Origin of the sequence: Larkinella sp. C7 (assembly GCF_006149005.1) — a bacterium.
GTDB lineage: Bacteria > Bacteroidota > Bacteroidia > Cytophagales > Spirosomataceae > Larkinella.
In genome coordinates this window covers 191,489-213,197 of record NZ_VBSL01000004.1, presented here as the reverse complement: position 1 = coordinate 213,197, position 21,709 = coordinate 191,489, and the positions used below count along the sequence as shown (strand labels likewise).

The following is a 21,709-nucleotide window of genomic DNA, read 5'->3' as shown; positions in this document are numbered from 1 at the left end:
TCGGCCAGGGGCGGCTGGTAACTAGCGTCGGGGGGGATTGATGAGCGCGAAAACCCCGAGAAATGAATACAAATCGGCCTTGCGAAAGAAATCGGCTTCGGAAACAACCAGCACCTGACAGAATGTGGGTGCCGACAGCCAGACGGTGTTGGGGGTAAAAACCGGTGCGGAATGGCCGACCGAAGGTAAATTCTGGTGACTGTGGTTGGGGTGTTTCTGGTGTTCCGAATCAGCCCCGTAATGCATTTTGATGAAGTCGATGAAACTCAGCCGGGCGTCCGTGGCCCGGTGTTGCTGGTAGTGCTGCACCAGATCACCCCAGTGGGAGGTCTGGTCGATGCTGAAGCCGGGGAGCAAACTCCCGCCCAACATCCAGCACGCGAATACCAAAGCAACAAACGGTTTCATAGGGATCTGATCGTACCCGGAAAACAAACCTGACGGGCGAAAGTTTCCCCGAATCATGCCTTTGCCTCAATTTGGAAGTAATCTAATACCAGCCTGCGACTTACGACGTTTTTCGCCCGGATTCCATGAAAAAAGCCGCGCCGGTTGAACGGGCGTGGCTTTTGGAAAGTAAACGGTATGGATATGAGGAAGATTCAGATCAGGCTGCCGCCTGCGACAAAAACCGTTGTTCGAGCAGCTGCGGATGTTCATAGCGGTTTCCCAGTACCCGCAACTGGCGGGCGTGCAGGGCACTGAGTGAAAATGCCGGAAACTCGCCCGTTCCCAGGGGCTGAAAAAGCGCGTAACCGCAACGATGATTCGACCAGCCAATCTCAAAAATCCGCCCGTCCCACTCTACCAGGTCGCTTTCATACAGCAAAATACCCTGCCGATCCGACTGTCCGATAGTGCGCATCAGCCGCCAGGAAAAGCTGGTGGGCTGCGGCAATTCGTCAACCGCCGACACCTGGCTCACCAGGGCAATGGCTTCCTGTAGCCAGATGGATAAATAAGGCTCCGGGGTCATGGGCAGCCCGGCCAGGTAGAGCATTTTCTGGCCGTCCCAAATGCGGGATTGGATTGGTTGCATCGTCCTTTCTATATTTTAGTTATACGATAATGACTAACAAATATATACTATAAAGACGACATTTAGAAGTCAAAAGTTACTTATTTATATCATTTTGTACACATTTAGTAAACGGCACAAGCGTTTCCTTGGACCAATACCCGCAGGATCCAACAAAAGTATGCTATATACAAAAAGAGTCCTGCCTGAACTTGACTGCGTACAATTTTGCCGACCGGTCATTGGCAATCCCGACCATCCAGACAAAAATTACTGAAGGCACAACCGCTTCGTAAAAAAGAGGCTGTGCCTTCGGCAATTTTCATTCAATCACACCATGCTCCTGGTGGGCGTTTTTTAAATCTGCGAGAAGGCGGTCGGAATCAGGAAGGTCCGGGTGATGTTCGAAACGATTCGGGCGTTGGCATATTCAGGCATGGAACTGATTTTTTTCCATTCCGGATCGCTGCCGAACGTCTTCCAGTTCTGATCGTGCTCTTCCATGTTGTCGAACGTCAGCAGGTACGTCAAATTCGGGCGCATGGGGCCAATCAGCGTTTCGCCGAAGAAAACCGGTGTGAGGCCAACGCGCTTGAAAATGGCAATTTCTCCGCCTTCATTGAACATCTCGATTTTCTTCTTCCCGGCGGTTTCGTTGTGGCTTTCGTAGCGACGCAGCTCGAAAATCCGCGTTTTTTTCTCCGGAGCTTCCAGTTTGGGCATGTAGGCAAACGATTTCAGCAACGAGCTTTCAATGCGTTCATAGGCCGGATCGGTTGCCTGCGCCGTCAGATAATCGGCACCCGCCTGTTGGTAAGCGGCATCGCCGGCCAGTTTTTCGGGCAACTTGAAATAATCGTCCAGAGAATTAAACGGGATCACCGTCACCAGTTTCGTGAATCCCTGCGGGAGATATTCCGTAAAAACGCCAATGTTTTTGCTCCCCAGCCGGTTCAGGGCCGGGATGGCGGCATTCTGAAAATAGCTTTCCACCATTTTCTGCTGTTTGCCGTTTTTTAGGGTATAAATCCGCAGCTCATAAAATTCAGAACCGGCGTTTTGATGGGGCGTTACCACCTCACGCAAAGGATTCAGGAAACTGACGGCGGAGGTGGTAACCAGGGTTGTTTTAACAAAATTACGTCTTTTCATAGCGGTTTTTTATACGCGGACTTACGCACGGTTTTACTGTTAGGGAAAGCACGGTCGCCATCTATTCTACCTCATCCGCTTCTTTTTTCACCGGCCCCACCCTCTTCTTCGGGTTTGTTCCGGCCGTCAGAAAGGACAGGCCGGGTGCCCGCTTCCGGCCGGGCGGCAAATACTGCTATTTTTTCCACCGATCCTTATATACTCTTTTAACCGCTCCCTCAAAACTTTGCGGCCTGTTTTGATAATTACGATTACCTTGTTGTCGGTTATTGCGTTACACGCAGGCCCTCCTCAACTGTACCCATCTACGACCGTCTGCTTGGTCCACTCACATCAGGTGGCCACCCGGGTGATTTCCTTTGTATTCTAACCTTTTTTCTGACTACTATCCTCTATCCACAAATCTGTTATGCTATGACCAAACGACGACCTGACGAACCGGACAACAAAGCAGCCGAACGTCTGAAACAGTTTAGAGAAGCCCGTGGTATTCCGGAAAATTTCCCGGAAGAAGAAACTGAATCCCCCGAGGAAAAACCGAAAAAACCAACCAAAACGACTCAGTCAGATGAAGGGACCGAAGGATGACCTCTTGAACCAGGCCGACCAGGCCGCTCCGGCGGTTCGGGGACGGGCCACGCTTCCGAAGCCGCCCACCAGTAAGGTGCTGCAACGGTTGCTCTACTTTTCGGAAGAACGTGGCCTGCCGATCACGGAAGCGGTTGCCGACGAAAAGCCGAAAGCAAACCGACGCCGTTCGGCCACTGCAGCCCTTTCAGTCGAAGGACCACCGGAAGTGGTTTCCAGCTATGCCCAGGCGCTGGTTGATGCCGCCCTGGCCCTACAACCCGCTCTTGTTGAACCGGCAGAAAACGAAAACGGTGAGTCAGAACCGACGGCTGCCATCACGACCCTTTCCGGCCCGTCGCTCTCACCCCCTACCGGCTTCGGTCCTCAATGGCGGTTTCTGGGTCCCACGATGATGTCAAACGGGCAAACCTACGGGGAGAGCCGGGTGGTCGTTTCGGGCCGGATTTCGGCAGTTGCCGTCGACCCCTCCAATGCCAATCATATTTTGTGTGGCGCAGCAAGTGGAGGCATTTGGGAGAGCTTCAACCGGGGAACCTCCTGGAGTCCGCGCACGGATTATGCCGCTACGCTGACGGTCGGCGCACTGGCCTTCAATCCATCGGCTCCGGCCACGGTCTATTGCGGCACGGGAGAAGGAAATTTTTACGCCTGGCTGGGTGCCGGTTTACTGCGCTCGACCAACGGTGGCAGCACCTGGACGATGCACGCAACGGCTCCTTTCGTGGGACAGGGTTTTTATGATTTGCTGGTCGATCCCGCCAACGGCAACCATTTGCTGGCTGCCACCACCCACGGCATTTATGAATCCACCGATGGCGGAACGGCCTGGACACTGCGCCGGTCGGGACGCTGCTGGGACCTGGCCGCTCATCCTTCCGGCGGTGCCACGGCGGAGGTGCTGGCGGGCTGTCAGAGTGGGCTTTTCCGCTCCACAAACGGCGGTCAGACCTGGGCGGCAGTCGCTTTACCGGGTGGCCCGGCGGCCTATGACCGGCTGGCGGTATCCATTTCCCGCACAAATCCGGCCGTTGCCTACGCGTTCGGCGCAGCCGGTGCCACTATGTATCTCTACCGAAGGGCCAGTACGGGTACCTGGGCGCGCATTACCGGACCGGCGGGACTATCGACCGGCCAGGCATGGTATGACTGGTTTCTGGCCGTGGCTCCCGATACGGATGCGGAAATTTACCTGGGTGCCATTGAAGCCTATCGCGGGAACCTGTCGGGGAGCACCTGGACCTGGGTGACCATTTCGAACAAAACCGGTGACGACATTCACCCCGACCAGCACGCCATTACGTTTGATCCCACCAATGCCAACATCGTTTATGTGGGCAACGACGGCGGTTTATTTGTGTCACCCAACCGGGGTACCAGTTGGACGTCGCTCAACAACGGTTTGGGCATTACCGAAATCGAATACATGGCCCAGGATTATGGTTCGTCCCGCTGGCTGATGGCCGGAACGCAGGACAACGGCAGCATCCGCTACACGGGCAATCCGGCCTGGGATCACATTGCCGACGGCGATGGGGGCGACTGCGGGGTACACCGCACTGATCCGAACGTGGTGTTTCATTCCTACTACAGCATGGGCATGGAGCGCTCCACCACCCGGGGAAATTTCGGCTCGTTTGGCTGGATCGGCCCCAATGTTCCCGATGGCTACAGTGCCCTGTTTTATCCGCCGATGGAAGCGAACAACGACACGGTGGCCCAGGCAGGTCAGAGCGTGTACATTTCCCGAAACCGGGGGACCAACTGGACCGAAGTGGCCCTGCCCGCGGGTCAGGTAGCATCGGCGATGTACATTCCCAATCCCGATACGGTTTTTGTCGGAACGACAACGGGTCAGGTGTACCGCATCAGTTGGTCCGGTACAGCCTGGTCATCGGCGACGGCCCTGACAACGCCCCGCGCCAGTGCTTATGTCAGTGATTTACACGTGAATCCGACTAATCTGAACCGCATCTGGGCAACGTCCACCTCGCTGAGTGGCGACCGGGTGTTCCGGTCCGACAATGGCGGCAGCACCTGGGTCAACTGCACGGCGGGTTTACCCAATCTCCCCATCACGGCCGTAGAAGTCGATCCCGGCAATGCCAACCGGGTGTGGGTTGCGGCCGACGTGGGTGTCTACCAATCCCTGAATGCCGGGGCCTCCTGGAGTGCCTTTGCCAATGGCCTGCCGAATGCGCTGGCGGTCGATCTGCTTTATCATCCGCACGCCCGCGTGTTGCGGGTGGGGATGCGCAACCGGGGCGTTTGGGAAATCCCGGTCGATGGCTGGCTGACGGCCCCCATTTGCGGGGTGCAATGGAACGGCAGTTTGGCCCCGAACCAGACCCACCGCTGGTTTACGCATAGCTGGCCGGCGACCTGGCACATCATCTGGACCATTATGCCCACCTCGCCCCTGCCCGGCGCCCCGCAGCTGAGCTGGAAAGTCCAGGTGGAACGGGCCTCCGCCGAATTTGTCACCTACTGGATCAGCGTTACCAACCACACCGGTTCTCCCGTCAGTTTTGAAGGCCGGTATGCCATACTAAGTTTCTACTAATCAACCTTTTACTATTCATACCGATGCGAACAGGAACACAATTTACCGGCACACTGGCCCCCAATCAGACCCACCGCTGGTTTACGCATAGCTGGCCGGTTGGCTGGCATGTCACCTGGTATATGATGCCCACCTCGCCCCGCTCGGGGGCGCCCCAGATCGACTGGGACATTTTCGTGGAACGGGCCAATGCGACGCACTGCACCTACTGGATTACGGTGAAAAACCTGACCAACACGCCCGTCACCTTTGAGGGTCGCTATGCTGTTTTGAACTAAATTAACCGCCTATTCCAATGCGAATTACGATCGAAATCGATACCAAAGACCTGCCCAATGTGAGCGTAACGCCCGAGGTCGACGTTCAGCAAGCAGAGGTCAGCACATCCCGTTCATCGGCTACCGACGCGGGAGCCGCCCCCGGCGCCGGGGTTGAAACGGAAGAGTCGCCAGCAACAGTCCCGCCAGCGGAAGCATCGGCCCAACCGGCGGTCGATATGACCTCGGCGGGGGGCGCGCCCTCGCTCACGAATGATGTCCCATCCTAATCCACTGACCACAAACCCATGTATACATTGATCCGTTCGTTGCCGTGGTTCAGAATCGCGACCGAACAACTCCCGGCTTTGGTGGTGGCGATGCTAACGGCTGAGGTATTTTACAAGTTTCACAGTTTTGTGCTCGAATGCCTCGCGTTTTTGCTGACGTGGTTCATCACCGACGGTTTAATCCAGTTCGGCCGCAAGCTGTTTCGGGTGAGAAAGTAGGTTTTTCGCCCACTGAGAAAGAATGCTAAATAAAAAATGATGAATGTTAAATGTAAAAGTGCTGACTTGGGAATCACTTTTACATTTAACATTCATCATTTTTTATTAGCATTCCCTTTTTTAAATTCTAAACTACCTCACGGTTTGATAACGGGGTTCAAGATGAGTTTGCCCCGTAACCGCCCTTCAATGTAGGGCGGTTGCTGGAACCCCCGCTTTTCAAGGCCCCGATCGATCCGGTCGATCAGTTCAAAAATATCCAGATTCGGTTCTTTGATATTATTCACCAGTTCGCTGGTAAACAGACCGTTTTCATTGCCATCACTGGCGGTTTTTCCCGGTTCGGTAGCATACACGATCAAGGTTCCGACCGGCGGATTGATGGTGGTATAAACCGGTTGTCCGGCACCCCGTGTCCAGGAACGATAGGGATTGTTGCGACAGGCGTCCCAAAAAACCAGATTGGAACCGTTCGGATTGGCGGTTTTCATTCGGGCCACTACGCGTTCCAGCGAGTAGCAAACGTACCGGGCATCCACTTCAGTCGATGGATCGGCGTCGGTGGGTTGAATAAAGTTCTGGTTATCCGCCATGATGCCATGTCCCGCGTAGTAGAACAAGCCCACGTTGTTGCTGTCTAATTCCGAATAAAATTTTTCGAGCGCCTGATCGGTTTCCCGGAGTTTCAGGTTTTCCAGGAGGGTCACCGTAAATCCCAGCTTTTCAAACTGCTCCCTCACGCTGCGACCGTCGTTGACGGGATTTTTGAGCGGGTGTTTTTCATAATTGGAATTGGCAACGATCAACGCCACCCGCTTTTGTCCGATAACCGTATCTTTTTTCGCTTCGTAAACGATGTGCCGCACCGTGGACGTGCTGGTTCCCACCGAGTTGGTGGCCGTAATTTGGAGGACATTGTCGCCCGCCTGAAGCAACACTTCCTGGGAAACCTGTTCACCGCACACCAGGCGTTTCATTCCCCGTTGCTGACCAAACGCTTTCCCGTTTAGGAGCACCTGATGCTCCTTCAACGCTTCAAAGGACTGAACACAGGCCGAAACCGTGAATGCGGCCTGCTTCACCTGCAGGTAATCGGTGCCCGGAGATTGCCAGGTAATCACCGGCGGCAGATTTTTGGGCGCTTCTCCCTTCAGTTTCAGGGGTTGACTTTTTGCGGAAATCACCGTGGGCGACTGGGCTCCGGCCAGGAAATGGACGGTTAAGCCGCCCAGAAGAAGTAGTATTTTTTTCATAAGAGTGTGGTTAAAAAGTTCGACGAATGCCAACGAGGGGTGTGTTGCCCTGAAAGCCCAGGGTAAGCTGATTGGATTTCCTGCGATTACGACTTCCCTTGATAGCGCTGTAGATGACATCCGAAACCAGAATAAGGGCCGCGGCACGGGTCGCAATCAGGTATTGATGGCGCAACTGGTTTGCTTTCGTGAAATACGGTTCTGCCTGGTTTTCATACGGTTGGGACTCATAAATTGCATACTGGTCCATCGCCTTGCTTCGCTGCATGAGCCCATACACCAGCAAGCCCCCGTAAGCAACCGTGATCAACGGGCGGAATCCAATCTTTTTATTCGGTTGAACCAGCACATTGCCGAGCCCCGGAACCAGAATCGAGAGCAGGGCATTGGCGGGGCCACCCCCCAAATCCGGTGGCGCTAGTTTGACATTGACAACCACCTGGACTTCATCTTCCGCCAATAAACCATCCGCCTGAATATCCCAGTAAACCACTTTTCCCTTGCCGGAACCAACGCCTTTTCCAACCGCTCCCGTCACCGACCGGGCGATTAAAACCCGGTTATTCTGATTAACCGCCTGAATAAAAACCGAATCATTTTTTACCAGACTTTCTACATCATACGTAACCTTTATTCTGGTTTCCTGCTGTTCGATTTTGACGTTGGTGACCGTAACTTGACGGGTTGACTGACTCATGGCCGGCGTCAGAATGAAAACGCACAAAACTACCAGGGCGTAGAACATCTTTTTATAAAACATCCTTTTCATAAAGCAAACAGAGATTGAACGTCAACAAGGGTTAAAGCCCGGTTATAAAATCGCAATTCATCCACACTCCCCTGAAATTTATTGGGGAAAGCCTGACTGAGTAACCCAAGCCGAACATCACCACCCGGACAATTATCGATGTTCGAAATCGGCAGATTTTCCCGACTGGCTACCAATTTTCCGTCCAGGTATAATTTCAACGAGCGACCTTCATAAACACCCACCACATGGTGCCAGTTATTGAGCCATTGGGCGACGGTATAACTCGCATTTTCCCAGCCGGCACCCGAAATACAATTGCTGTTTTGTTTGACATCGACGTTCAAAACATGGTTGCTGGAATTGCCCGCCAGGGGACGAATGCTGATGCCATATTGCTCATCTCCACCCGTATAACGCGACTTCACCAGCAGCTGCATCGGCTGGCTGACGGTTCCTGTTGGTTTTACCCAGAAACTGACCGTCATGGCGTTCGTAAACCGCAGGACGGGATGATCCGGAATCTCAACAAAGTCATTGTCACCATCCAGAAAAACCGCACTGTTGGGCGCATCTTTCCGATCCGTAGTCGAGGGCGGTTGATTCACCAGTTTCCCGTGATTGGTACCCGCGAAATCATTCGCATTTCCGTCCAATGGATAATACGCGACCAGTCCGCTCGTAATCGATGAAGCCAGGGTATTGAACGTCAAAACCGCCCCGTATACCGTGCCAGTTGCGTTGATGGCAAAGGCCCGGTAATAATACAACGTATTGGCCTGAAGGCCGGAAACGGTAAAATCGGCTTTGTTACCGGGCAACGAAGGCGCAATCCCCTGCGTATCCGTATTAAATGTCTGATAACTGCCCGTTTTGCCCGGGTCCGTGGAGGTAGAAGACACGTACACCCCGTAGCGCGTTAAAACGGGCGTTCCCGGATTGGTCAGCGACAGGGACAGAACGGCACTGGTACCGGTTATGGCCGTGGCTGCCAAGGTGTTGACAACCGGCTGGGATGTAGTTAAAAACGTCTTGACGACGCCATAGGAAGTACCGGCTTCATTCGTTGCGAAAGCCCGTACATAATAAAGGGTATTGGGCAGCAGTTGAGTGGCCTGAAAAGTCTGATTATTATCAATTACCAGACCCGTTTTTGAGGAAAGGACGGTGGAATTATTAATATCCGGCACACCCACTACGTTCGAATAACACACGCCGTATTGCGAAATGGTAGCGTTTCCGGCATCATTTACTTTTACGCCCATTAACGCCGAATTGCTGGAAACGCCCGAGGGATCGAGTGTCGTGACGGAAGCTAAAGAGGCATTGGTTATTTGGGCGGTCAGGGTTGCTTTGTACGTATCTCCGCAGGGGTTTTTAAGCTCGGCATTGACGGTATAAGTGCCTGCTCCCGAGTACGTAAAGGTCTGCTCCCGTTCGGATGAGGTGACGGGATTACCGGCACCAAAATTCCAGGAAACCGTGGTAAAATCGCCCTGAATATCGACGAGTTTATACGTTACCCTTAATTTTTCAGCCGTAAAAGAAATCTGGGCCGAAGGCTTCGCACAGGATTGAAATGATTTCCGCTCAAAATCCCATCCTTCACATCCGAAAAGAAAAAAACAGACTAAAGTAAAATACGCCGGTAGTCGTAAATTCATACCAAAGAATTAAGAAAAAATCCTTATATACTCCGCAATACTTTTTTTTATAAGTATTTATAGCGTATAAAATTACGACAACTTTAATGCAGTTGGGGAATATTTTCCGTATTTATTTTTAACGGATAAGTAGGCTAATTTTTGATTTAATGACAAGCTTGGTAAAGATCTGAAGTATTGTTTTAAAACAACCTGATTCCCTGTCATTCGACCCGGTGTATGCCCGGCTTTATGACAAACGCAGTGCTTTTCTCAGGTCTTCTTTTTTAGCCCTCGAAATGGGAACTTCGGAGCCATTGGTCAACACCAGAAAGTCGCCGAACTCTTTTTTCCAGCTCCTGATAAACTGCTTATTCACCAGGTGCGACTGATGGCAGCGCACAAAACCGTAGTCCTTCAACAACTCATCATACCCGAAAATGGGTTTACACACCAGCAGGGCTTCTCCATCGATCAGGTAAAACGTCGTATAATTGTTGGACGATTCGCAGCGAATGATTTCACCGGTTTTTACAAACCGCGTTTCCTTTGCCGTCGCCAAAGCAATTCGCGGCTCTTCGGGCGGCTGACCGGCTTTCAGGAAGTGCATCAGGTTTTGCAGGAGTTGATTCTGTTCTTTCAACTGCCGTTGTTGGCGGGCTCTTTCTACGGCCGCCTGTAATTCGTCAATCGCAATGGGCTTCAACAGGTAATCCACCGCGGCAAACCGCAGGGCCTGGATGGCAAACTGATCATAGGCCGTGACGAAAATCACCGCAAAGTCGTAGGCAGGCAGGCTGCGCAACCAGTCGAATCCGTTTTGCCGGGGCATCTGGATATCCAGAAATACCAGATCGGGCTGGAGAACGTGCAGCCGGTTGGTAGCCATTTCCGCGTTCAGGGCCGTACCACAGACTTCTACCTGCGGACAATACGCGGCCAGCAGGGCCTGCAGGTTCTCCAGATTCGGTTGCTCGTCGTCGATCAGCAGTGCTTTCATCAAAACCATGACCCAAAGGTAAGGGTAATCTGCGTTCCCGATGGGGTGGCTTTCTGAATGGACAAGGTAATTGGCCCGTCGGAATGGAGTTTGTTCAAGCGCTCAATTCGGTCGCGGGTGAGGCTCAATCCCAAACCGTTACCGGCCTTATCCTCCATAAATCCGCGGCCATTGTCGGTAATGGTCACGGTCATGACCTGAGACAGCCGACTGAAAACCACAGCAATAACACCCTTTTCCTGTTGGGAAGCGACGCCGTGTTTGACTGCGTTTTCGACCAAAGGCTGTAGAAGCATCACCGGGATAGCCGTTTCATACACATTGATCGCAGCATCGGCGCGGATGGAATACTGAAACCCAAACCGGAGCTGCTCCAGCTTCAAATACGTATCCAGCATCTGGATTTCTTCGTGCAGGGAAAGCTCGTCTTTGTGGGCATGTTGCAGCGACTCCCGCAGGAGCCGGGCAAAATCGGACAGGTACCGGTTGGCCCCTTCGATGTCCTCTTTGTTGATGAGGCCCTGAATCGAGCTGAGGGCGTTGAAGACAAAATGCGGATTGAGCTGGGCGTGAATCGCCTTCAATTCGAGCTGCAAGCGGGTTTTGCCCACCTGTTCCTGCCGGGTTTTCCTCCGTTGCCGGATAAACAACAGCAGGAAAGAACCCGCGCCCAGGAAGGCCGCCACAAACATGCCCGCTACCAACCGAAACCGGTTTGTTTGATACCAGGCCGGTTGAACGGCAAAGCGGTATTCCACAACGTGCTGCGGCTGAGCCGAATACCGAATCCGGATCATATACGCTCCGGGGGGATGCGCTTTGAGCCAGACAAAACTGTTGTTGTATTCATTGTCACGCCAGGGGCTGTAGACGCTGCCGTTTCGGACCAATTCGTACTGAATCTGTTTTTTACTGAATTGACCCTTTTCGAGCGCAAAAATCAGGTTTTCGTTCGTGGATGGAACCGTAAAAACCGGGGAAAAATTGCCCGTGGATTGCCGGTCGGGCAGCCAGGGCGATTGCAACTTCTGAAAAAAATCACCGATCGTTTCGGACGTATACACACTGGTAATCACCGGCTTGACCGACTCCCAGGCCACCAGCGAAGTCGCCACAATCTGGTTTTGTCGGGTGTTTCTGACATCCACGATCAGCATCTTCCCCAGCCGGGTTCTGTAGCCGCCAAGATACGCCATTGCCGGCATCCCCGAATCGTGGATCACGGTTGAATCGGTAAACCGGTCGATGCCCTGCCAGGGAACCAGCACCCGATGGCCCGGATATTCCATCACCCGAAACTGGTACTGCCGGGCCATTTGCGGCCCCACGCCGTGCAGAAAGAACTGCGCCCGCGCCGTATCGAACGTGGTGCGGACCACGAATCCCTGGGGCCGTTCCCGTTGAAAAACCGGGTTTTTCGCCAGATCAATTTCATGGCGGCTCTTGTCCCGGATTTCCCAAAATGCATTGTTCTCTTTTCGAATGGCCAGAATCAAGCCCACCGCTGAGGGCCTGTTTCCGACCTCAGCCGGAAAACTTTGGGAGTAGTCGCCCCAGTTGATTTGCGCCTGGACTGAAGTCAGGGTCAGACTCCCGGCGATGATGGCGAAGATGGTCTTTTTCATGTTGTCGAATTTGAGACATCAAAAAAAGGATCTTTTTTAACCATCATGTTGGGCAATGTGAATTCGGTCAGTCTCAGTGTGAATTCGAACCAGCGATCAGGCTACTCTGCGACTTATCGTGTTTTCCACGGAATATAACAAACCGTTAGAAACCAAAAACACCTTACAAATCACTGAAAATCAGCTTTTCGTAAGGTGTTTATTGTACCGGGAGCCGGACTCGAACATTTACATTAAGCTGCTTTAGTTTATTGCAAAATACCTTCAAATTAGCTCTAAATAGCACATTTTGAAGCAAGTGGAAGAAGGCTTTATCAACCAAAAGTAAGAAATGTTTCAGTAATGTTACAGTAAAATTTCCAAATTGGTTATCTTAGCAAGGCTAACATTTGCTCTAAAAATATGTCTGAGTACGAAGCTTTACCAACAAAAGGCCGCAAGAGAACCAACTCTATTTCCTTTACGGTTGAAATCAGCAACAAGCCTAAAAAGGGAGACCTTTATCCCCTATTTCTGCGGATTACTGAAAATCGAAAGCACCGTCGGGTATATATTGGATTCGATATCCCTCTCAAAGACTGGAACCCTAACAAAAAGGAGGTACGGCGTACATTCCGCCTTCACGCTGTAATTAATGCAAAAATCGATTCTATCAAATCGGAAGCAACCCAGCTAAAAGCCGAAGTCAAAAACGTCTCGTCTGCTGTGATTGCCGAAAACCTAAAAGGAAAGTCTTCAACTTACTTTTTTCAATACGCCTATGGCTATTTAACCAATAAGCCATATAATACTGCCCGAAATGTTCGTACAGAAATCAACAAGTTTTTGGAGTTTATTAAGGAGGAGAAATTACTCTTTGCAGACATTACTGTCAAGGTGCTGACCGATTATGAAAGCTGGCTCCGTAAACAAAAGGGTAATAGCACAAATACAATTTCAAAAGGTCTGTCTAAAATCCGTACTATTTTTAACCAAGCCGTTAAGGAGGGTATTCTCCCAATCCAAGAAAACCCATTCCTTCAAATAAGAATCAAGGAAGGAAAACCCGAAAGAGTAAGGCTCACCGAAGAAGAACTCAAACAATTCTGTGAAATTGCCCTTCCCACCGACTCCCTGCTGTGGCATACCCGTAATTATTGGTTGTGTGCTTTTTATTTAGCCGGAATGCGCTTCAGCGACATTGCCTGTTTGCAATGGAAAAATATCGATAGTAAGCGGTTGTCCTATGTGATGCGCAAAACAAAAAACACCGTTACCCAAGGCCACTCGATTCAAATACCAGCACAAGCAGAAGAAATCATTCAGCAGTATAAACCTTTAAAAACTGATCCTGAAGCCTACGTGTTTCATATCCTCAATCAGAATCGTACCTACACCACTGAAGCGGAACTATTGATCGAAATTAGCCGGAAGAATGCTCTCATTAATAAATACCTCAAAAAGATCTGCTCATTGGCTGGCATTAATAAAGAAGTATCCTTCCACTCTGCTAGGCATACATTCGCTGATCTGGGACGTAGGAAAATTAAGGATGTCTATGCTATCTCGAAGCTGCTCAGACACTCTAAAATCAATATCACAGAGAAGTACCTTTCCGAATTTGATACAGATACAACTGACAAAGCACTAGAATCTATTTTCGGTTGACCTATGTTTCAAAATCATGATTTTGCAGAAATTGCACACTTTGTAAGGTTTGCAACTTTGCAATACGCTAATATTTTATTATTCAATTTCAGCCCAATTCAACTGCTGCCAAGCAGGTTGACTAAGCTAAACACAGCGTCGTCTCAGGGCTTAGTAATCAGATTAATTGTAATTTGCCATTATAGCAAAAGCACTATACATAACAGACTTACTCGCGCATCAATAAAAGCACCACCGTATAAAAAATTTGTTGAGTTGTATATTGATGATTACCAATAAAAAATACATTTTGCACTTGTCAAAAGACAATAACTTTAATTAAACTAATATTCTTCAACCTAATGGGACACGAGCGTATAAGCCACCTTCCAAGCACGAAGCAATGGCGCAACATCGTGGCTCAATTAACCGAATTCTCACCACAGAATAATAATGTGGCTTCTATTGCCACTAACACCACTAAGAATGTAGCCCAGCAGATAGAACGAATGAATCAGGATAAAGGAGTTTTGGCTTCATTTTCCTATTTGCTTATTCTACTGCATGCGTCGAAACAGCGTGATCCACATACTTTTTTACTGCAGAATGGTATCACTTTATCTTCATCATTTTCCTTATTGGAATTAGCTAGGTCGATAAAACAATTCAATCTGACTAATAGCGAAAACACGGAATATGCTACAATATCATCACAAGCACTGATAGATACTGTCAGTATTTGGACAAAAAAGGAACAACAGCAAACAACTCTATTTTTTGGTGGTGATGCCGATCCATTTGAGCCGTGGCGACGGGCAGCTGATGCAGGTGGTTTCAGTGAGATATCGAGGATCTACTTCTCTAATTTCCTGGGCCGATATCTAAAATACTTTCTTGAGCGGGAGGCGTCTGCTTCATTCAACAATCTTTTTGATCGCAGTAATTTTAATAAACGTCTCGATTCTCATTTAGATGACATATCTCGAAATGCATTTGAAACTACTAAGGTAACCCAGCAATTTGCAGCTGGCTGGTACAATAACAATGCCGCTAAACGATTCCCAAAACATTCTGAAATTCAAGGTTTTGTAGGCTACGCATTGAAGAAACTTAAGAGAAACCTCGTGTATAATCTTGATCTTGAAGACTGATACACGACATATTATTCTCTGCGACAACGTAGCACTACCAGACTCCCTGGCTGGTACGACGCCAAATCATCGTATTTTGAAGCTTATAAACCGTGAAGGTCTGGCCAATCGGAATATGATCGTCAAAATTCATAGTTTCGCTTCCCATTTACAATCAAAAATGCCGGATCGAACTCGGGATTTGATCGAAATAGCTGCCTTTATTTACGCAGCTGACAGACAGATAAAGCGTGGGACAACTGATCAAGTCGAATTCACAAGTTGGGCACGTGAACTCATATTTTGCATACCTGTCCGTGATTTATCATTTTGGCAACAAGCTGATATAAACAAGAAACTAGAAGATGCATTGATATTTATTACGGGGGATAAATCATATCAGTTTCATTTTACAAAACGAATCGGATCAGACCCCCTAACGAGTCTATTTCACAATGATGAAATCGTTTCGATGCCGATGAATACAGCAGCTACATACCCAGTAGCTTTATTTTCTGGTGGATTAGATTCATTGGCTGGGGTAGTTTCACTTTTAGAAAAAACGCCTGATAAGGTAATAATTACTAGCCATCGATCTAATTCATCTACAACCCGCGTACAAAGAAGAGTATACGATGCTTTAAAACAAGCCTATCCAAACCGTTTGTTTTATCACCCCCTTGAATGCACACTGAGTAGTGTTCGTGCTAGCGAGGAAACCCAAAGAACACGGTTTTTCCTTTACACCGCCGTTGGATATGCCCTAGCGCAGGCTTACGGACAGAATGAATTAAATATATTCGAGAATGGCATCACATCAATAAACTTAAGTAAGCGCCAGGATGTAATTAATGGTCGAGCCAGCCGAACTACGCACCCAAAAACACTTGGATTACTTCAGGAAGTATTTTCATCTGTAGCGATCAAATCGTTCAAGATTTTACACCCATTCCTTTATTGGACGAAGACTGAGGTTGTTGCTTCGTTAAAACAGTATAATCAGCAAGGCTTAATAGCGGCTACGGTTACCTGCACAAAAACATTTTTGGGTTTTAAAAATCGAACGACAGCCTCTCATTGCGGTTATTGCTCTCAATGTGTTGATCGGCGGTTTGCAATGTATGCCAGTCAATTAGATAAATATGATGCCATATATGATTTCGATTTGGCTACAGAAGCTTTTCCATGCAATGATGCCCGAACGCATGTAGTTGATTATATGCGTCATGCTCATTCCTTTGCTACTACTCATTTCGGTGAATTCTGCGAATCTTACTTAGACCCACTTGCCGACTTAACGGCTTATACACCGACTTTTAAGGAAGAAGAAGAGGTAACAAAATTGCATGATTTATATCAGCGGCATTCGGCTGCCGTACAGCGGGCTTATCGGGGCATGGTCGACACGCACTATTCAATTTATGGACCACCCCTGCCAAATTCAATTTACGAAGTTGTGAATGAACGGCGCTTCCAGCGTGATCAGGCAGAATGTTTGGCTGATGACATTGCTAAAATTTTGATTACTGCCATCCCAATTGCCCTAGCAAGTACGAAAGTTAATCACGAAAATGCACTTAATGATCAAATCCAAGCGCTCTTGAAACGTGACGAAGTCGCCTACGAACGAGAATACCCTGCCGTTCGCTTTTCTTTCTCAACTGTAGTTCCTGACCATTCGTCGACAAATGCCGATTCGGATTTGTTTATTGAAGCTAAATACATCCGTAGAAGCACTCCACCGAGTAAAGTTACCGATCAGCTTGCCGCTGATATAATGAAATACCCGCCAGGAGCCTACAAGCTATTTGTGATATATGATCCGGAAAGGCGCATAAAAGATGATAGAAGTTTCAAACGTGATTTTGAGAAAAGGAGCAATTCTACTATTTGCATAATACGTTGAGTATCGAAGTTTTAAGATTTTTGTTATATACTTAATCCTAATTGATTAACACCTATGTGAGCTGACAACGAATCAACTCTAGATCAGCTAGGGTTTAAAACGCATGCGGAGCTGGTCTACCAATAGTGATGAATGATAAGATCCTTCCTGTTACTATATGTGTATTCGGTGATTGGGGCAGCGGCAAATCAAGCATTATGCGGATGTTAGAAGCAGACCTTGAGGCTAGCCAGGATGATACAGTTTGCCTTTATTTTAATGGGTGGATTTTTGAAGGGTATGACGATGTGTCTCGTCCTGAATTCCGTTGACCGTTGTCCGATCCTGAAAAAAAGTTGTCAGTTTTGTGTCAAAAATTATTCGTCAATCTTAATCCTGATATAGCGTTGTCAATTTAGATAAAACAAATGAACTCACCCAAATTGGCCTTGGTCCTGAACAGACTTTGACCGTTTGTAAACTTTGGGCTTCCAGTGCTTTTTTAGTGGGTGCTCGCTCTGATGAGCCACTGCCGGAGTTAGGTAATCGCAACTCATGTGGGGCCGTAAATGATTATAATTATAGATACTTTTTTCAACCGCTTTCTCAGCCTCCTCAAAATTAACGAACACTCGGTTCAGGCGGAAATCTGTCTTAAGTATTCCGTTTACTCGTTCAGCGATGGCGTTTTCATAGGGATCACCTTGCTGAGTCATACTGATCAAAATGTTAGCCCCTTTTAGCTTACGAACGTAGTCAAAACTACAGTATTGACTGCCTCGATCTGAATGATGGATTAATTCTTCTCCCCTTTCCAAATGGGTATCTAGGGCCATATCCAAAGCTTTAAGGCTGCCTTCTGCCGTCAAGAAGGGATGAAGACGATAGCCCACAATAAGCTTGGAATAGGCGTCAGTTATCAACGACAAATAGCCAAATCCTAAACCGATGAACAGGTAAGTAATATCACTCACCCAAACCTGGCGGAGCGCTGATATCACCCTATCAATAAGTAGGTTAGGGTTCTTATGTAGGCGGTGATTGGAATCCGTTGTTTGAGGTATCTGTCGACCCTGACGGATGATAAACCCGTGAGTCTGTAGGATCTTGTACAACTTATCTCGACCTAACTTGATGCCACTTTGGGCCAGCGGCTCTGCCAGCAAAAGGTGCAATTTCCGGGTTCCCAAGCCAGGAACGTCGCGCCTTAGGACCGTCACCAGGTCTAGTACTAACATCGCATGGCTCACCGAACGCTGGGAGCGTTATTTTCTAGCGTGAAAAGCTTGTCGGCTCACACCCAACAGTCGGCAAAGGCTTCCGACGCTTGCCTTTGCTATCTCGTTCTCACGAAGATTCAGGACCGTTTGGTGCCAGACTTTTTTCGGATCGGCACATTTAGTTCTTTTTCAGCCGTCTCAATCATGGTATTGAGCGCCAAGATTAACTAATTGGCTTGATGTAAAGTCTTCTCCAACTCCTCGTTGCGCTGCTGTAAGGCGGCCATGTCGCGCTTTTGTGCTTGCTTCATGGCGGGTAAAGTTAGCAGACCCGTCTGCATCTTCTGGCGATAGAGTTGCACCCAGCTACGAATCGTGTACCCACTGTGAATACCCAAATCCGTCATCACTTGGTTTACATCTTCTCCGCCGAAGAGAATACGAAATACAGCAGTCTCGCGTAATTGTTCGATGTACTGGAAGCGGCTCAAAAGGTCTCGAATGTGATCTTGCATAGTTGTCGATTTTAGGTGAAAATCTGACAACCTATATCAGGATAAGACAGTAAGCAGGGGCCAAATGACCCCTGCCATATTTTTTATTGCAAAAACCAGCCTTGCGAAGCGTGCAAACCTTGCAAACTCTGCAAAATTCCACCCGTTATCTCCAATGAATTCACATTCCGATCCAGAAACGTATCAATATAACTGCTCTTCACCGCTCCTGTAAACAGATTGTACAGTTTCCACAAACTGATCCGTCCATCAGCTTCCCGGCAAAACGAATGATCCCGGTAGTAATCTCTGGCTATCATACTGATCTGCTGATCCGTTATCAAAAGTGGTGCAATGTCTCGTTTTTGGGCTTGAGGCAGGTAATTGTACAATCGACACCGACCGATCAACTGGGCAAACTGCTGCTCAGTCAAGTAATAACCCGTTAGCTGCCTCATCAACGACAAGTGTTGGTTGAGTTGATACCTACGAATCAAGTCTTCAATTGCCGTAATGAGTTGAGCCACGGACTTTACCCGAAGATCAGCCAGATAACCATCCGTCGAAACACACAGGTTGGTACATACCAGATTTTGAAATCCAATGAAGACTTTGAAATGCTCATCAACACCTTTCTTCTGGTGAAGGCTATCGTGATTGTAGGCCTTGACGCCACCAATGGTTAACGAGAGCTGGTTGTCGCCTACCTTCTCTTGAATTGACGGTATTTCAATCACAAAAGCAGCGCGTTCATAATATAAGGTTCTCTCCCACTCCTCCAGATCTTTCGCTGGTTTGTTACGAGCCGATGGTATACGGCCTTTGATCGGGTGTGACACTCGGATCGATGGTTCCAGGATGCTTTCGTGCGGGAATAACCGTTCGACAGTTTCCAGTGCTGACTCGATAAAATCACCGTGGGAGATTAACGGTTCATTATCTCTACTGTAAACTGGGATAATGTGCTTCTCCTGCATCTCCCGCATTGTTGCGGGTATGGTATTAGCCAATAAAAAAGCCCGTTCCGAAGAAGGGGCTGAGTCGATAACAACGGCTTCGTAGCTTTCTTCAAGCTGCATGATTTGAGTTTCCATAATATTTGGGATGTTTGGGTAATGAGAGTAATTGTAATTGGTTTTTGCGTTCAGTAAACAAGGGCGTTAAAGCCTCCCGGAATTCCGGATACAAGTCGTAGAGGTCTTTTAGTCTGGTCGTATCCTTCGCTGCATTGATCATCTCTTCTACTTGCGCTTGAGTGGTACCCTCCTGACACCAGCGTAGAATCTGATGACCTGTCTTCGGTGAGATGGAGAAATCAGGTTTGTCAGTAAATAATCCAGTACGATCTTTGGTAGCTCGGGCGTAGTGGCGGTTATCCAACTCAAATACCAGCGTGAATTCGTAATCCATCCCTTCTCGGGTAATGCCTTTCATGCCCACTTTTTCAGGTACTTGCCGATGGTTCTTCTCCACCAGGACGTAATCCTGTTTGGCTCGGACGGTAGCAATCAGGTGGCAGTTACTTTGCAGCAGAGCGTTCACAAGAGAATCATGCCGAGGTGTTAATTTACTCCAATTGGTGTAAGAGTTACCACTCATCGCCGAGTGTTCGTCCAATAGGCATTGCCACTCATGAGAAAGCGAATCCAGGATGATCACCTGCACACCTGCCAGTTCACATACTTTCAGTGCTTCGATGTAACGTTCAGGAGTATACGGAGGCTCCAAGACCAGCACTCTATACTTACCTAAATGCTCAAAAAGATCAGCGGATTTGTTCTCCGTGTCGATAATGGCGATACTCGACCAGCTACCCGTGAGACCATAAGCTAGCAGTAATGAAGAGTAGGTTTTTCCAGAGCCTGAAGGCCCTTGCAATAAGACACGTATTCGTGCCTGTCTGCGTTCAGCATAGCGTAAATGCATAAAAAAGGATGGTCAAGTGAATGAAAAAGAAGAAGCCTAATTGAAGATTCTGGTCAGGCAGGTAGAAAGACAAATTCGGCACCGATAAAAAGGATCTCGCTATCGAAATCAGCTTTTATGTAATTGATAAAGTGCTGAGTGATTGAAAGACAAAGCCCATTAGAGGTGATCTCGCCTACCAATTCCATGTACGTGCTAGTCTTCTGCGGATCAGGATAAAACCGAAAACTGATCTTTTTGCCATCGAGTGTGTAGTCTGTAACGTCAGGCGAGACTTCTTGAAGATAATCACCGGAATTGCTATCCAACACTTGTCTAACCTCACCCTTTGTTAAGGTGACCACAAAGTCAGCCTCAAACTTGCAAACCTTGCCAGCTTCGAACAGGAGCCCCATTGAGATACCGGAGATATACCCATTTGGCCCATTGCCTTGATAAGTCCACAGGTACAAACCATCTTCCCGAATACGGTAATTGGTACGCAGGTTCATTCCTTGGTTCTGCTCAATCATCCTGGCCGTTTCAGGATCTTGCTGCTTGAGTTTCTGCCAGTCTTTTTCGGCGTTGTCGGTTAAAAAGTTGTCGTAGATGAATTTGAGGATGAACAGGGCAAACGCGATGCCCAGTACTGTGAAGAGAGTACTCATTTTTCTGAATGTTTTGAATGTGAAAAGATGACTGGAATGAAATTCGTGCCGTAATTAAACACCGGGGGTAGGTGACGACACGAGGTTGAGGCCGGGAGTCGTTAATACCGCCTCGTCTCTTTTACATGTAATTTATAGTTCGGAAGGATATTGCTACCTATGTAGTACTTCACCTAGCGGTCATGGTATAGTGTACTAATAAGCTGTTAGCTCGTACCAGTTCGTCCTCTTCGTACTGGTACGATTGGTTCGACAAGGTACGGGTCTTGGAAACCTTTCAAATTTACCTATCTTGATTATGCGATTTGTCTTTCAAAGAGCCCATTGTGGTTGAGAACCTGAGGCATTTTGCAAAGTTGCAAACCATGCAAACTTGCAAAAACGACAGAAGCCAATCAATTTCCCGTTCTCCAACCCACCCAGAT

The 21,709-nt window shown here is 48.6% G+C and carries 22 protein-coding genes; 9 read left to right on the top strand and 13 right to left on the bottom strand.

The features are described from left to right. Window positions 1-21 precede the first annotated feature (21 nt). The 3 genes from FH871_RS11930 to FH871_RS11920 form a co-directional block, all read right to left on the bottom strand. On the bottom strand, window positions 22-408 hold the full coding sequence (locus FH871_RS11930) for a hypothetical protein (protein ID WP_138991659.1): 387 nt from the start codon (window positions 406-408) through the stop codon (window positions 22-24). Between the two features lie 199 nt (window positions 409-607). Beyond that, the gene (locus FH871_RS11925; RefSeq protein ID WP_138991658.1) at window positions 608-1,039 is read right to left on the bottom strand and encodes a YopX family protein; all 432 of its coding nucleotides are present in this window, start codon (window positions 1,037-1,039) and stop codon (window positions 608-610) included. Between the two features lie 336 nt (window positions 1,040-1,375). Next, window positions 1,376-2,170: an NIPSNAP family protein gene (locus tag FH871_RS11920; RefSeq protein ID WP_138991657.1), complete on the bottom strand. Its 795-nt coding sequence runs from the start codon at window positions 2,168-2,170 to the stop codon at window positions 1,376-1,378. 414 nt (window positions 2,171-2,584) lie between these two features. Here FH871_RS11920 and FH871_RS33120 point away from each other — a divergent pair, with 414 nt between their 5' ends. The 5 genes from FH871_RS33120 to FH871_RS11900 are packed head-to-tail and all read left to right on the top strand — an operon-like array spanning window position 2,585 to window position 6,087. Continuing rightward, window positions 2,585-2,758 (top strand): hypothetical protein, encoded by a 174-nt coding sequence (locus FH871_RS33120; RefSeq protein WP_165841034.1) that lies wholly within the window; start codon window positions 2,585-2,587, stop codon window positions 2,756-2,758. Next, entirely contained in the window at window positions 2,739-5,321 is a 2,583-nt protein-coding gene (locus FH871_RS33475; RefSeq protein WP_138991656.1) for a hypothetical protein, read from the top strand. The genes FH871_RS33120 and FH871_RS33475 overlap by 20 nt, the downstream gene beginning before the upstream one ends. Window positions 5,322-5,344: 23 nt before the next feature. After that, the gene (locus FH871_RS11910) at window positions 5,345-5,599 is read left to right on the top strand and encodes a hypothetical protein (RefSeq protein ID WP_138991655.1); all 255 of its coding nucleotides are present in this window, start codon (window positions 5,345-5,347) and stop codon (window positions 5,597-5,599) included. 17 nt (window positions 5,600-5,616) lie between these two features. Then, window positions 5,617-5,868 carry a hypothetical protein gene (locus FH871_RS11905; protein ID WP_138991654.1) on the top strand — a complete coding sequence of 84 codons (252 nt, stop codon included), beginning with the start codon at window positions 5,617-5,619 and terminating at the stop codon, window positions 5,866-5,868. An 18-nt stretch (window positions 5,869-5,886) separates the two neighbouring features. Further along, the gene (locus tag FH871_RS11900) at window positions 5,887-6,087 is read left to right on the top strand and encodes a hypothetical protein (RefSeq protein ID WP_138991653.1); all 201 of its coding nucleotides are present in this window, start codon (window positions 5,887-5,889) and stop codon (window positions 6,085-6,087) included. A gap of 137 nt (window positions 6,088-6,224) precedes the next feature. On the opposite strand, the gene FH871_RS11895 is transcribed toward FH871_RS11900, so the two are convergent. The 5 genes from FH871_RS11895 to FH871_RS11875 all read right to left on the bottom strand — a co-directional run bounded on the left by FH871_RS11895 (window position 6,225) and on the right by FH871_RS11875 (window position 12,356). Then, on the bottom strand, window positions 6,225-7,340 hold the full coding sequence (locus tag FH871_RS11895) for a caspase family protein (protein WP_171062828.1): 1,116 nt from the start codon (window positions 7,338-7,340) through the stop codon (window positions 6,225-6,227). Between the two features lie 10 nt (window positions 7,341-7,350). Next, a complete protein-coding gene (locus FH871_RS11890) occupies window positions 7,351-8,109 on the bottom strand; it encodes a YnbE family lipoprotein (protein ID WP_138991651.1) in 759 nt (252 codons plus the stop codon). Further along, window positions 8,106-9,752: a LamG-like jellyroll fold domain-containing protein gene (locus FH871_RS11885; RefSeq protein ID WP_138991650.1), complete on the bottom strand. Its 1,647-nt coding sequence runs from the start codon at window positions 9,750-9,752 to the stop codon at window positions 8,106-8,108. Before FH871_RS11885 ends, FH871_RS11890 begins: the two co-directional genes overlap by 4 nt. A 229-nt stretch (window positions 9,753-9,981) precedes the next feature. Continuing rightward, window positions 9,982-10,740, bottom strand: coding sequence for a LytTR family DNA-binding domain-containing protein (locus FH871_RS11880; RefSeq protein ID WP_229317236.1), 759 nt, complete (start codon window positions 10,738-10,740; stop codon window positions 9,982-9,984). After that, window positions 10,731-12,356, bottom strand: coding sequence for a sensor histidine kinase (locus FH871_RS11875; RefSeq protein WP_138991649.1), 1,626 nt, complete (start codon window positions 12,354-12,356; stop codon window positions 10,731-10,733). The genes FH871_RS11880 and FH871_RS11875 overlap by 10 nt, the downstream gene beginning before the upstream one ends. Window positions 12,357-12,758: 402 nt before the next feature. On the opposite strand from FH871_RS11875, the gene FH871_RS11870 reads away from it, so the two are divergent. The 4 genes from FH871_RS11870 (at window position 12,759) to FH871_RS34155 (ending at window position 17,329) form a co-directional block, all read left to right on the top strand. Next, entirely contained in the window at window positions 12,759-14,003 is a 1,245-nt protein-coding gene (locus FH871_RS11870) for a site-specific integrase (RefSeq protein ID WP_138991648.1), read from the top strand. A gap of 341 nt (window positions 14,004-14,344) precedes the next feature. After that, on the top strand, window positions 14,345-15,133 hold the full coding sequence (locus FH871_RS11865) for a hypothetical protein (RefSeq protein WP_138991647.1): 789 nt from the start codon (window positions 14,345-14,347) through the stop codon (window positions 15,131-15,133). Beyond that, window positions 15,123-17,018 carry a 7-cyano-7-deazaguanine synthase gene (locus FH871_RS11860; protein ID WP_138991646.1) on the top strand — a complete coding sequence of 632 codons (1,896 nt, stop codon included), beginning with the start codon at window positions 15,123-15,125 and terminating at the stop codon, window positions 17,016-17,018. The genes FH871_RS11865 and FH871_RS11860 overlap by 11 nt, the downstream gene beginning before the upstream one ends. Before the next feature lie 128 nt (window positions 17,019-17,146). Continuing rightward, window positions 17,147-17,329, top strand: coding sequence for a P-loop NTPase fold protein (locus FH871_RS34155; protein WP_138991645.1), 183 nt, complete (start codon window positions 17,147-17,149; stop codon window positions 17,327-17,329). 102 nt (window positions 17,330-17,431) lie between these two features. On the opposite strand, the gene FH871_RS11850 is transcribed toward FH871_RS34155, so the two are convergent. From FH871_RS11850 to FH871_RS11830, 5 genes are all read right to left on the bottom strand, one after another. After that, on the bottom strand, window positions 17,432-18,235 hold the full coding sequence (locus tag FH871_RS11850; RefSeq protein WP_138991644.1) for an IS3 family transposase: 804 nt from the start codon (window positions 18,233-18,235) through the stop codon (window positions 17,432-17,434). 209 nt (window positions 18,236-18,444) lie between these two features. Further along, the gene (locus FH871_RS11845) at window positions 18,445-18,732 is read right to left on the bottom strand and encodes a hypothetical protein (protein WP_138991643.1); all 288 of its coding nucleotides are present in this window, start codon (window positions 18,730-18,732) and stop codon (window positions 18,445-18,447) included. Between the two features lie 83 nt (window positions 18,733-18,815). Then, window positions 18,816-19,805, bottom strand: coding sequence for a DUF3871 family protein (locus FH871_RS11840; RefSeq protein WP_138991642.1), 990 nt, complete (start codon window positions 19,803-19,805; stop codon window positions 18,816-18,818). Next, entirely contained in the window at window positions 19,780-20,637 is an 858-nt protein-coding gene (locus FH871_RS11835; RefSeq protein WP_138991641.1) for an AAA family ATPase, read from the bottom strand. The genes FH871_RS11840 and FH871_RS11835 overlap by 26 nt, the downstream gene beginning before the upstream one ends. A gap of 53 nt (window positions 20,638-20,690) precedes the next feature. Next, entirely contained in the window at window positions 20,691-21,284 is a 594-nt protein-coding gene (locus FH871_RS11830) for a hypothetical protein (RefSeq protein WP_138991640.1), read from the bottom strand. Between the last annotated feature and the right edge of the window lie 425 nt (window positions 21,285-21,709).